Below are 12,736 nucleotides of genomic sequence, written 5' to 3' on the forward strand. Positions count from 1 at the left end.
ATTCAAACACCGCTCAGTTGCAGCTCTGTCCGAAGACAGGCCGACTGATGCGCCGGGCCGACCTCGCTGAGGTCCGGCTGCCTGCTGAGACATTCGGACGTCATATGAGAGCAGAGGGGGGCGAAGACGCATCCCCCCGATGCCTGTGAAAACTGTGAAGGTGCTGGCTCCGGAGGCAGCGGAGCTCCATGCCGGGGCGCCGCTGCCAGCAGTTGCGCCGTATAGGGATGACGCGGCCGCCGGAAGAGATCTGCCGTTCTGGCCACCTCCACCAGCACCCCGCGATACATCACGCCCACCCGGTCAGAAACAACGCCGACAACCGCCAGATCATGCCCGATAAACAGGATGGAAAGTCCCAGCTGATCCCGCAGATCCACAAACAGATTGACCACCTGCGCCTGAACACAGACGTCCAGAGCAGACACGGCTTCGTCCGCCACTAGCAGTTCCGGCTGCATCAGCAGCGCGCGCGCAATGCTTAGCCGCTGTCTCTGCCCCCCCGAAAACATGGCCGGCGTGCGGTTCAGGATATCAGGCGACATCCCCACGAGCGCCAGCGTTTCGAGAATGTCCTGATCACTGTCGATCCCGCGCAGCGCCAGAGGCGTCCTGAGAATGCGATGGATTGTCTGACGCGGATTGAGTGACGCCGAAGGGTCCTGAAAAATCAGCTGCATCTTGCGCCGCACAGCCCGCAGTCGCGCCTGCGAATACGTCGTGATATCCGTCCCCGACAGGACAACCTGACCTGACGTCGCGTCCAGAAGACGCATCGCCATGCGCCCCACGGTCGTTTTTCCTGACCCGGACTCTCCCACCAGCCCCAGGATCTCACCGCGTCCCACATCGAAGGAAACATTCCGGACGGCCCGTGTTTCCTTCACCGTGCCGAAAAGGCCACTCCGCTGGACATAGGTTTTGGAAAGGTCCCGGACGCTCAGAACTGCGGTATTCATGGCGCAAGTTCCTCCCACCGTGCACAGCGGACGGTATGGTGAGCCTCTCCACTCGCCGCGATGGAGACAAGGGGCGGCATGGAGGCGAGACAGGGCGTTTCCCGCACATCCTCACAACGCGAGGCAAAGCGGCAGGCCGTTCCTCTCTGCCCGGGGGAAGGAACCTGTCCACGCGGCGCCTCGAGATGGCCGTACCCCGCCAGCACAGCCTCAAGCCGTGGTGCCGCGGAGAGGAGCGCCCGGCTGTAGGGCATGGCAGGTTGCCGGAAAAATATGTCTGCCGGAGCATCTTCCACCACCTGACCGGCATAAAGAACGATCACCCGATCGGCGATGGCGGATGCGACGGCAAGGTTATGCGTGATGAAGACCATGGCCATCCCCGTCTGGTCCCGCAGCCCCTTCAGAAGGCGCAGAACCTGAGCCTGCACGGTGACGTCCAGCGCCGTCGTCGGTTCGTCCGCGAAAAGCAGATCAGGCTCTGCCGCAATGGCGAGCGCAATCATGACCCGCTGTCTCATCCCGCCAGAAAGCCGCTGGGGAAGTAGCGCCAGGCACCCTTCCGGATCCACAATCCCGACCTGCTCCAGCAGAGCAATCGACCGGCTGTGCAGAGCCGCTCCAGTCAGACGGGTATGGGCTTTCAGAACCTCCCGGATCTGGCCGCCGATTGTCTGAAGAGGATCCAGACTGGAGAGCGGATCCTGGAAAATCATGGAGATCCGCCGCCCCCGCAGGGCACGCAGCCTGCGTGCGGGAAGACCGACCAGTTCAGTGGACGCCTCCTGTTCCTCCGAACCCGACGCCTCCGACAGGCAGGCCGAACCCTGAATGGTTGCGTTTTCCAGCAGGCCCATGACCGCAAGGGAGCCGACACTCTTTCCAGAGCCACTTTCACCAACAAGTGCAACGATTTCGCCCTGTCCGATATCGAACGACAGGTCATCCACGATATCGGGACCACCGAAATTGACGGTGAGGTTGCGAACCGAAAGGAGCGGTGCTGCATGTCTGTCAGTCATGAGCTGCGCCTCGATGGATCAATGGCATCCCGCAGGGCATCTCCAAGCAGATTGAACATGACGACCGTCAGAACAATCACCGCACCGGGGATAATGGCCAGCCAGGGATCGGATTCCAGATATTCCTGCGCGTTGTTCAGCAGGTTTCCCCAGCTCGCATCAGGCGGCTGGATGCCGTAGCCCAGATAACTGACATAGGATTCCAGCAAGATGGCCCTGGCGATATTGAGGGTCGCACTGACGATGATGGCCGGCAGGATGTTGGGGAGGATTTCGCGGAACAGAACCTGCGCATCGCCAGCGCCCATGGCGACGACGGCCGTCACATAATCCTGCCGCCGCACAATCCGCGTCTGGCTCTGGGCAACGCGGGCGACTTCCATCCAGCTCACCAGCGTGATGATGCCGATGATCGTCCCGATGCCAGGATGCAGGACCGCTGCAAGCGTCAGCAGCAGAAAAACAACAGGGAAACACAGCACGGCATCAATCACGGTCGTGATCAGGAAGCGCGCCAGACCTGCATGGTAACCCGCAACGATCCCCACCGTCGTTCCGATCAGGGTGCTGATGGCAGTCGAAATCAGCCCCACCAGAAGCGAAACACGCCCTCCCATCAGCACCCGACTCAGAACATCGCGCCCTATTTCGTCGGTTCCCAGCAGATGCCCGTTTCCAAGAGGGGGCAGGAAACGATGGTAAAGATCAACATGCAGCTCCCCAAACGGCAGAAGCCACGGCCCAATCCCGCACAGCACGATGATGGTGGGAACATAGAGTGTGGGAACCATGCCGCGCGGATGGGCCAGCAGGCGCCGCAGGACGGAAGGCAGCGGCACCGTCATGCCCTCAGCCTCGGATCAGCGACATGATGCAGCAGCTCCGCCAGCGTGCTGCTGACCAGAACGAGAATGGCACTGAACATCAGAATCCCCATGACAACGGGATAGTCGCGGTACTGGAGGCTATCGAGAAACAGACGGCCGATCCCCGGCCAGCTGAAAACCGTCTCCGTCACGAGCGCCCCGCTGAGCAGGGTCGGAAGATAGATCCCCGCAACCGGAATCATCGGAAGCAGCGCCCCCCGCAACAGCCGGTGGACGATGATGCGCCCGGAAGACAGTCCCAGCGCCCGCGCCGTCCGGATATGGTCCTGCTTCAGGATTTCGCCCGCGAATGTCCGCATGTACCGGCTCCAGACCGGGACGGAAACCAGCCCGAGCGTCAGGGCGGGCAGGGCAAGATGCCTGAGATATCCCACAATGGACCGGTCGCCCGGACTGCTGAAGTTTCCGGTTGGAAACCACTGAAGCCGCACGGAAAAGATGTAGATGAACACCAGCCCGAGCCAGAAGGTCGGAAGCGAGAAAAGGATGATGGAGATCACGGACGTCACATCATCCACAGCGCGGCCCGCGCGCAGGGCGCCCATCAGCCCCATGCCCAGCCCCAGACTGAACGAGATCCCCAGTGCAGCCAGACCAAGCTCGATGGTCGCGGTAAGATGTGAGAAAATGATGCCCAGAACCGGTGACTGATCCCGGAACGAGTGTCCCCAGTCGCCCGCCATGATGCCGTGCAGCCAGTGGAGATACTGCCGCCACAGAGGCTGGTCGAGCCCCATGCCATGCGCGATCTGTGCAAGCCGTTCCGCCGTCATGCCGGGGGCAAGCGTGAACTGCGAGAGCGGATCTCCCGGCGCAAGATGAAGGAGCGTAAACCCCGCCATCGAAACCAGCAGCAGCAGCAGGATTTTCACGCCGCCCAGCCGCAGCACATACAGGAGGTTCCCATTACCCATGGAGCGTCACGGGACTGCTGGAAGGGCTGGTCAGATCGGAAAAACGGCTGAATGCAAAAGCCGAAATATCAAGTGGAGAAGCCTGCCCCTGAACAAGCGCGGCCATGATCCTGCCGGTCAGAGGCCCAAGACAGAATCCATGTCCGGAAAACCCCCGCGCCATCACCAGACCGTCCACACCGGGAACATGGTCCAGAACCGGCAGCGCATCAGGTGTCTGATCGACAAGACCGCACCAGTAAGCGTCGATTTCCGCCTCCCGGACCGCCGGGACAACATCACCGAAACTCTGAAGGGTCTCCAGAAGACTGGCGACAGTCGGAGCAATGACAGGCCGCCCGTCTTTTTCCCGCATGAGGCCACCCCAGGATTTGATCCCGCTTGTAAAACGGAACGCCCCGTCCAGTTGCTGCCGCCCGGCACAGGCGGCGTCCGAGTTGCAGGCGCTGGCAACCGACAGAACCTGCGAGAGAAGGGGCGGCAGAGGCCGGGTCCGCACCACCGTCACGTTCTTGACGTCAACCGGAAGAGGACTCCCGAAAGGGGCAAGCAGATCATTTCCGGAAACGCCCGTCGCCAGGACGACGGCGTCTGCCGCAATGGTCCGCGAGGTGGTCCGCACCCCGCAGATGCGGCCGTTCCGGCTTTCGAGGGACAGCACTGCCTCACCGTAAACAGTCTCGACGCCCAGACGCCGGGCAGCGTTGATGAACGCGTTTACCGTTGCATCCGGGTCCGCATGCCCGTCTGTCGGACACCAGGTGGCCCCGGCAATTGCGGGTGAGAGAGCCGGGGCGATATCGCGAACGGATTGCGCACCCGCCAGAACCTCAATGGGCAGCCCAGCTGCTTTACCTTCCTCTGCGATCACCCGCAGGGCCGGAAGGTCTTCGAGGGCCAGCCCAATTCGGAGATTGCCTTTCTGCGTGTAATCTGTGGAGGCTTGGAGTTCCTCGTCCAGACCTTCCCAGATTTTCACGGCTGCCATGGCAAGTGGCAGTTCAGCTGGATGGCGCCCGGATTGTCGGACACCGGCCAGCGTCCATCCGCTGGCCATTGCTGCCGGGCCATATCGATCAACGAGGGTTACGGAACAGCCTGATTTCGCAAGTTCCCAGGCCGTCGCCGCACCACTGATTCCACATCCGATGACAACAACATCAGGCATTCAGCATCTCCAGGTGAGTAAAGACCTTATTTCATGTTGTAATTGACTTGGAAGAAGTAATATCCGCCATTGAACCCAATCTGCTGAACGTCGAAATTATAGCGCTGCACACCAAGATAATTCGTACTCTTCGGTACGATAGGCTGCTTGGCATTGAAAATATTGTTTGCCCCCAGCGAGACCCGCCACTGCGGAGAAATCTGGTAGCCAACAAGGATGTTCGTCTGCTGGTTCGCCCCGTTGTTGAAGGGCAGATAGACAGTGTTGGAATAGGCGTAGGGACCGGTCACATACTGCTGCTGTGAGACTACGTTTCCATAATGGATTTCATGAATGGAAACGGACCATTTGTCCTTGCGCCAGGTGCCGCCAATGATTTCCTTGCTATGAGGCGTATAGCTTGTCAGGAACCCGCGATAGAGCGCGTTCAGCAGGGAGTTCCCGTTTCCATCCGTCGCAGTCCGGGTGATGACGGGGTCGTTGAGATTGATGGCAACGTCCCAATTGACGGTCCCGAACCTTCCGAAAGGCGTTTCGTAATTGGCCGTAATGTCCATGCCGCGTGTGCGCGTATTGGCCGTGTTGGCAAAATACTGCGCTGTCACATCTGCGGGGATCAGCCCGCTGGGCAGCCCAAACCCGCCAGCCTCAAGAGCGTCGATCGCGGTCTGGCCGTTATAGACTCCACCCAGCGTGATCCGGTTGCGTAGGGAAATCTGATAGACATCTACGCTGATATGCATGCGCGGGACCGGATTGATCACGATACCGGCGGAATAGTTCATGGAGCGTTCCGGACGAAGGGGCCGGGAACCCAGAAGTCGCGCGGCTGCGGATGAAACGGGCAGAATCCCAGAAGCGCCGGTTGGGGAAACCCCCATGTCGGAATAATGTTCCTCAGCAAGTGTGGGGGCACGGAAACCGTTGCTGATCGTACCGCGCAGACCGAACATCGGATTGATGTCATAGCGCATCGAGGCCTTGCCGGTCTCGGTGTTTCCAACGTCCGTATAGTGCTCGACACGTCCTGCAAGATCCAGCTGCCAGCCTTTCATCAACTGGGTGGAAAGATCCATATAACCGGCTGTGACATCGCGGAAGTTCTTGGACGCAGACATGGGTGAGAGACCATCATCCGCGGAAGGGCCGCCGCCATAATATGAGGCCGGCTCTCCAGCCCCGACCTCATATGTGTCGTACCGGTACTGGGCGCCAAGAGCGAAATTGAGAGGACCTGCCAGAAGAGGTACATCAAATCCACGGCGGATACCGGCGTCAGTCGTCCATTCCGTATCATTGAAGGTCATCATGGGGGAGAAGCGCGTCGGGGTTTTGCCTGTTGCGGCATAAAGATCGGGATTGACGGTGTCGAACATGCCGACATCTGCAACGTTTCCGCCATATGTCGTGCTGACATCCCAGTCCCATCCGATGAAGCGTCCCTTGAAACCGCCCGTAAAGCTGTAATCGTTCTGCGCAAGGGTGATCTGCGGCGAAAATCCATTGGGATAGACTTCAGGCAGAACCGTGGGCAGACGATAGTTCTGATAGCTTTCTCCGTTGACGTGACCAAAGGACGCGAAAGAGTAAGCCTGGATATTATCGGTGATGTGATAGCCCATATTATAGGAAATCGTTTCGCGCATCTGGCGCGGATTGCCCATGATATGGTTGTCATACGCTCCCGTACGATCATCCATACCGCCACGGTCGGTATGGTCCATGTATTTGTATTCAGCACTCAGATCAAAGAAACCACGACCTTTTCCAAGGTCCGTGCCCCAGTTGAGGGATTCCCCTGAAGTAAAGCCGTCACCCGCATAATAGCCACCATTGATGGCCTGTGCCGTGAGTTCGTGCGCCGAATGCTTGAGAATGATGTTGACGACACCCGCAATCGCATCAGACCCGTACTGGGCCGCCGCACCATCCTGAAGAATTTCAATGTGATCTACCGCCGAGACCGGGATCATATCGATATCAACCGGAACCGAACCCTGCTGCGGCCCGGTATAATCCGTCATCACGGAAGTCGTGTGCCGACGCTTGCCATTGACCAGAACCAGCGTCTGATTGGGCGTCAGGCCACGAAGCTGTATCGCATCCGTCATGTTCGAGTTGCCGATATTCATGTTCGACCGCGTCATGGATGGCGCCATCTGGATCAGCGCGTCCCGTAGATCGGCCTGACCCGTCTGCTGCAACTGCTTCGCAGAAATCACGACGATCGGGCTGACGCTTTTGCGCGCAGTCTGATGCGGGTCCCGTGTGCCGGTCACGATAACCTGTTCATCTTCCTTACTGGCAACCTCGACAGGCCTGCGTGCCGTCTTGATGACAGAACTTTTTGTGGATTTGGTCGCCGTGGTGTCCGTCGCGGCGGCGGCCGCGAAATCGGGCAGGATCCCAGCAAGGCTGGTTACCAGAAGAGCCAGCTTACGTGTTGTAAGAACACGCTTCTTTTCTTCACCAGGACCACAACACACTGACCTCATTGAACTTCCCTTTCGCGGAGTTCCTGATGTCTTCAGGAATTTCTTATAACGTTTCCGATACGACGCTGCTGAAATGCACTGACAAAATCAATTGTCTTGGATTAATCTTCAGAAGAATTCCGAAGGGTGGAACGGCAGATGCGAAACGAATCGAAAAATGCAGTTCGCAAGGCAGCCTGTATTCTGAAAGCGCTCTCTTCATCCGGGATCAATGGAGAAGAGCTGGGTAATCTGGCCGCACTATGTGAACTCCCGAAAGCCACCACGCACAGGCTTCTGGCATCCCTGATGCAGGAACATCTCGTGACGCGCGTGCCACAGACAAGGCGCTATATCCTTGCCCCGGCCGGGCATTTTCACCTTAGCGAATCACAGTTTCGACTGATTCACAGCCGCCGCCTGCGAAGCGTGATCGCCGGCCTGCCTCTCCGGGAAAACGATGCCGCCTTCCTCCTTGCACGGTCGAACGACAGCGCGATCTGCATTGATGCTTATTTTGGAAACGAAATAATACCCTCTTTGACGCAGGGCGTGGGGGGACGGATCCCACTGGGATTTGGACCCGGCGCCACAATGATCCTTGCCGGTTGCACGGACGAAACCATCGACGGTGTTCTTCAGAAAAAAAGACCGAAGCGTCAGTATGAAATCCTGATTGAAAATATCGCCCGCGCAAAAGACTCCGGCTACACGACGGATCAGGGCGCCCTCATAAACGGCGTCGGAGGCGTCGCCGTCTCGATCCCTGAGCAAAACACCGATACAGGTCTGGTTCTGGGCGTGGCGTTCTCCATCAAGGATCACCCTAAGGGCATTTATGACACCCTCGGAAAAATCCTTCTGGACGCTGTGTCCACGACGCAGCCGTAATCATATTCCGGTTATGAGTCCTGCGCCGGATGCGTTAGGATGTCTTCATGCGTTATACACTGCGTCAGTTAGAGTATTTTGTGGCAGCGGGGGAAGCTGGCTCGATCCGGCATGCTTCTGAACGTCTCTCAATCTCCCAGCCTTCCATCTCGACGGCCATTTCCCATCTTGAGCTCGAACTGAACGTCCAGCTCTTTATCCGTCATCACGCACAGGGACTTTCCCTGACCGCTGTCGGCCAGATTCTGATGGAAGAGGCCAAGCGTGTTCTGGGAATGGCCGAAAATCTCTATTCCCTGGCGGCTGAAACAACGGATCAGGTCCGCGGGACGCTCTCGGTCGGCTCAATGGTCACGCTTGCCCCGATGATCATGCCTGAACTGGTTCATAACTTTTGCACGCGGTACCCGGCCACAGAAATCCGGCAGGTGGCCTCCAATCATGAATGGCTGGCTGAAAAACTCAAACAGGCAGAAATCGATATCGCGATTACCTATGATCTGCACCTCCCCCCCGGCATCGAATTCGTACCCCTCGCCAGCCTGCCCCCCCACGTCCTGGTAAGCGAGAATCACCATCTGGCGCAGCGCGTCTCCGTGGATCTGGCCGAGCTCGCGGCCGAACCGATGATCTTTCTGGATCTGCCTCTCAGCAGACAGTATTTCAACGCGCTCTATCATCACGAGGGGCTGCAACCCAACATCTATGCCCGCACCGCTGAGCAGGAAGTGGTGCGCACAATGGTCGCAAACGGATATGGCTATACGCTCGCGAACGTCCGCCCATGTTCGGATATGGCACTCGATGGAAAGAAGGTCGTTCGCGTGAAGCTGTCAGGGGATCACCGTCCGATGGTCATCGGTATGGCAACGTGGCAGGGCGTCCGCAAGTCCCGCCTGCTGGACCTTTTCGTTCACCACTGCCGGTCTTCAATATCGGATAACGCGATCCCCGGTATGAGGCCCCTGACCTGAAGAACAGGATGCCGACTATTCGGCGTAATCAGGCTCTTCCTTGTCGAGGATGAGTTTCATTTCCTCAAAATGCCGGATGGAAAAATCCGTGATTTTCTCCCAGTCCCGCGCCGTTCTCTCAGCAACGTCATCAGACAGGACGGAAAGCTCACGCCCCGTGGAATATGCCGTGACAAGGATCTGACACGCACGTTCAATCGTATACATGTCGTCAAATGCTTCGCCGACTGTCGGTGCGACGACCAGAATGCCATGATTGCCCATCATCAGTCTGGTCTTATCCTTCAGAAGAGAGGCCAGACGGGCACCTTCCGCATCGCTGTCCGCCATGCCGCCATACTGAGTGTCAACGGCAACCCGATTGAAATATCGGGCCGTATTCTGGTCAATCGGCAAAATCGTGGGATCGCGCAGCGTGGAAATCGTCGTGCCGTAAATAGGGTGCAGATGCATGGCGACGTGAGCCGCGGGGTTCAGGCTGTGGATCTGCCCGTGAATCGCCCAGGCCGTGGGATCCAGATCAAGTGCCGCCATGTTTTCCGGATCCTTGGTATCCACCAGAATGAGATCGCTGGCCCGGATGCGCGAAAAATGACGCCATTTCGGATTGATGAGAAAGCGCGATCCGTCCGAAGAAACTGAGGCGCTGAAATGATTCGCGACGGCTTCATGCACGCCAAGCCGGGCCGCAAGACGGAAGGCGGCGGCTAGATCGATCCGGGCTTTTTTCTCGTCATGGGCGGTCATGAAGGCGGTTCCTGAACAAGATAATCTGAAATATCGGGCTGCTTTATCGTTTAAAGATTTGCCGGGGGACAGCAAAGACGGATTTATCAAATGCACCCCCCCGTTTTTCCGATGCAGCACGGTTCAAAACTCTTAGGAAAAGACTAAGCAACGATAATCAATTCGATTGTTTCTCGGGGCATATCGTTTCCATACAACAACGGAGAGGTCTTCCTGAGTCGTGGAAGAATTCTTCTGTCAGTCCAGTAGGAAATGTCCAGCATGACAACGGAAACCGTCGATACCCTCATTATTGGTGCTGGCCAGGCCGGCGTGGCAATGAGCGAACACCTGCGCAAAAGAGGGGTGCCACATCTCGCGGTAGAGCGCGGCAAGATCGCCCAGAGATGGCGCGCCGAGCGGTGGGATTCCCTGGTCGCCAACGGACCTGCCTGGCATGACCGTTTCCCGAACAGGACATTCGAAGCGACGGCCCCCGACGGGTTCGCCCCACGCGCCCAGATCGTCGATTATTTTGAATCCTACGCCAGCCAGATCAACATGCCGATCCGCTGCGGGGTCGAAATCCGCCACCTCGGAAAGGCCGCGGACGGTTCGGGATTTGAAGCGCAAACGGCAGACGGAACCATCAGGGCGAAAAACGTCGTAGTGGCGACAGGACCGTTCCAGAAACCGTCTTTCCCCGATATCATTCCCCAGGATTTCGACGTGCTCCAGATGCACTCGAGCGCTTACAGGAACCCGCAGCAGATTGCCGAAGGCGGCGTTCTGGTCATCGGGGCCGGCTCGTCTGGCGCCCAGATTGCAGACGAACTCCGCGCTTCGGGGCGTGATGTCTGGCTGTCCGTAGGCCCCCATGACCGTCCGCCCCGTCGTTATCGCGGCCGCGATTTCGTATGGTGGCTCGGCGTGCTCGGCCTGTGGGACATGAAAGTGCCCAGCCCGGACACCGAGCACGTCACTATCGCTGTAAGTGGCGCGCATGGCGGTCACACTGTTGATTTCCGCAATCTGGCCGCCAATGGCATGACCCTGCTCGGCCGGACCGAAATCTTCGAGAATGGCTGCCTGCACTTCGCCAGGGACCTTCAGAAGAATATCGAAGGGGGAGACGCCAACTACCTGTCGATGCTGGACGCCGCGGACGCCTATGTCGCGGCTCACGGACTGGACCTGCCCGAAGAACCGGAAGCCCGTGCCATCGGAGCCCTCCCGTCCTGCGTCACGGACCCGATCCTGAGCCTCGATCTGGAAAAAGCCGGCATCAGGACCGTCATCTGGGCCACCGGCTACAAGTTCGATTTCAGCTGGATCGATATCGACGTCCTCGATGCCCGCGGCGCCCCGCGTCACGAGCGCGGCGTGTCCGTCGAACCCGGGCTCTACTTCCTCGGTCTGGCATGGCTGTCACGACGTGCCTCTCCGTTCATCTGGGGAGTCTGGCATGACGCGGATTACCTCGGAGAGCATATCGCAGGCCGTCGTCTGGCTCTGGCAGGCTGACGGCGGAGGCGCCCGGTGTCCGTCTCCGAAATCGAGACCATCCTCTCGACGCTCGTCGGCTTTCCCAGCGTCTGCGGGTTGCCGAATGGTGAGATCATCGACTGGATCGAAGCGCATCTTCTGGCCTCGGGGGCCAGAGTGCGCCGCGTCCCCGGAGATACCGCCACGGGTGTTCCGGGGCGCTACAGCCTGTTCGCCGCCATCGGCCCGGAGGAGGAAGCTGGCGGCATCGTCCTGTCCGCCCATGCGGATGTGGTGCCCGTCATCGGCCAGAACTGGTCTTCGGACCCGTTCGTCCTGACCCGCCACGACGACCGGCTCTACGGCCGGGGCAGCAGCGACATGAAGGGCTTTCTGGCCTGTATGCTGAACCTTGCCCGCGAGGCTGGCAGGGAAGGCCGCCCCGCCCTGAGGCGCCCGCTTTATCTTGCGATCTCCCATGATGAGGAACTCGGTTGCCTCGGGGTGCGCTCCCTGATCGACGGCATCCGCGAAGAGGGCGATCTTCAGGCCGTCGGCTGCATCGTCGGCGAACCGACAGGAATGCAGGTCGCCGTCGCCCATAAAGGGAAAATCGCGTTCGAAATCATCTGCCGGGGGCAGGCCGCCCATTCGGCAAACCCGTTCCTCGGAAAAAGCGCCATCACACTGGCAGGCGACATGGTCGGGGCACTCTCCCGCCTGCAGGAACACATCCGCCAGACCGAACGGCATGACGGACGTTTCGAAGTCCCGTTCTCCACCGTTCAGGCCGGGCTGATTTCCGGCGGAGCCGCCCTCAACATCGTCCCGGACCTGTGTACGGTCACAGCAGAACTGCGCCTTCTGCCCGGTCAGGACGGCACGCCCTATCTGGACTGGCTGGAACATGCCGGACGCGAGGCTGCCGGGAAACTCGGCGGCGGTACCGTCGAACTCCGCGTCATCAATTCCTACCCAGGCCTGAACGCGGCCCCCTCAAGCGATATCTGTTCACTTGCCCTACATGAAGCCGGTCAGAATCAGGTCGGCACCATTGATTTTGGAACGGAAGCAGGGCTCCTGAGTGAACATCTTGGAATGGACTGCATTGTCTGCGGCCCGGGCTCCATCGCACGCGCCCACAAGGCCGACGAATATGTCACCCTGCCCGAACTGGCCGCCGCAGAGCGCTTCCTGAACGGGGTCCTTGAACATCTCAGACGATGAGCGGCGTCA

At 59.1% G+C, this 12,736-nt stretch carries 11 protein-coding genes; 4 read left to right on the forward strand and 7 right to left on the reverse strand.

Annotated features, from left to right (window positions below; genetic code table 11):
* Positions 1-2 precede the first annotated feature (2 nt).
* Genes HKD27_RS09725 through HKD27_RS09750 form a run of 6 tightly spaced genes read right to left on the reverse strand, consistent with a single transcriptional unit; the run spans position 3 to position 7,445 of the window.
* On the reverse strand, positions 3-959 hold the full coding sequence (locus HKD27_RS09725) for an ABC transporter ATP-binding protein (protein ID WP_194689482.1): 957 nt from the start codon (positions 957-959) through the stop codon (positions 3-5).
* A complete protein-coding gene (locus tag HKD27_RS09730) occupies positions 956-1,981 on the reverse strand; it encodes an ABC transporter ATP-binding protein (protein WP_194689481.1) in 1,026 nt (341 codons plus the stop codon). The genes HKD27_RS09725 and HKD27_RS09730 overlap by 4 nt, the downstream gene beginning before the upstream one ends.
* Positions 1,978-2,826, reverse strand: coding sequence for an ABC transporter permease (locus tag HKD27_RS09735; protein WP_194689480.1), 849 nt, complete (start codon positions 2,824-2,826; stop codon positions 1,978-1,980). The genes HKD27_RS09730 and HKD27_RS09735 overlap by 4 nt, the downstream gene beginning before the upstream one ends.
* Entirely contained in the window at positions 2,823-3,782 is a 960-nt protein-coding gene (locus HKD27_RS09740; RefSeq protein WP_194689479.1) for an ABC transporter permease, read from the reverse strand. Before HKD27_RS09740 ends, HKD27_RS09735 begins: the two co-directional genes overlap by 4 nt.
* The gene (locus HKD27_RS09745) at positions 3,775-4,950 is read right to left on the reverse strand and encodes an FAD-binding oxidoreductase (protein ID WP_194689478.1); all 1,176 of its coding nucleotides are present in this window, start codon (positions 4,948-4,950) and stop codon (positions 3,775-3,777) included. Before HKD27_RS09745 ends, HKD27_RS09740 begins: the two co-directional genes overlap by 8 nt.
* Before the next feature lie 26 nt (positions 4,951-4,976).
* On the reverse strand, positions 4,977-7,445 hold the full coding sequence (locus HKD27_RS09750; RefSeq protein ID WP_194689477.1) for a TonB-dependent siderophore receptor: 2,469 nt from the start codon (positions 7,443-7,445) through the stop codon (positions 4,977-4,979).
* 138 nt (positions 7,446-7,583) lie between these two features.
* Here HKD27_RS09750 and HKD27_RS09755 point away from each other — a divergent pair, with 138 nt between their 5' ends.
* Positions 7,584-8,315 (forward strand): helix-turn-helix domain-containing protein, encoded by a 732-nt coding sequence (locus HKD27_RS09755; RefSeq protein ID WP_194689476.1) that lies wholly within the window; start codon positions 7,584-7,586, stop codon positions 8,313-8,315.
* Between the two features lie 47 nt (positions 8,316-8,362).
* Positions 8,363-9,289: a LysR substrate-binding domain-containing protein gene (locus HKD27_RS09760; protein ID WP_194689475.1), complete on the forward strand. Its 927-nt coding sequence runs from the start codon at positions 8,363-8,365 to the stop codon at positions 9,287-9,289.
* 15 nt (positions 9,290-9,304) lie between these two features.
* Here the strand turns inward: HKD27_RS09760 and HKD27_RS09765 are convergent, their stop codons facing one another.
* Positions 9,305-10,036, reverse strand: a complete 732-nt coding sequence (locus HKD27_RS09765) for a class II aldolase/adducin family protein (RefSeq protein ID WP_194689474.1) — start codon at positions 10,034-10,036, stop codon at positions 9,305-9,307.
* 261 nt (positions 10,037-10,297) lie between these two features.
* Between HKD27_RS09765 and HKD27_RS09770 the strand changes: the two genes are divergently transcribed.
* Positions 10,298-11,539: an NAD(P)/FAD-dependent oxidoreductase gene (locus tag HKD27_RS09770; RefSeq protein WP_194689473.1), complete on the forward strand. Its 1,242-nt coding sequence runs from the start codon at positions 10,298-10,300 to the stop codon at positions 11,537-11,539.
* Between the two features lie 15 nt (positions 11,540-11,554).
* Entirely contained in the window at positions 11,555-12,727 is a 1,173-nt protein-coding gene (gene argE, locus HKD27_RS09775; RefSeq protein WP_194689472.1) for an acetylornithine deacetylase, read from the forward strand.
* The last annotated feature ends 9 nt before the right edge of the window (positions 12,728-12,736 follow it).

The organism is Gluconobacter sp. R75690, assembly GCF_015244525.1.
Classification (GTDB): domain Bacteria; phylum Pseudomonadota; class Alphaproteobacteria; order Acetobacterales; family Acetobacteraceae; genus Gluconobacter; species Gluconobacter potus.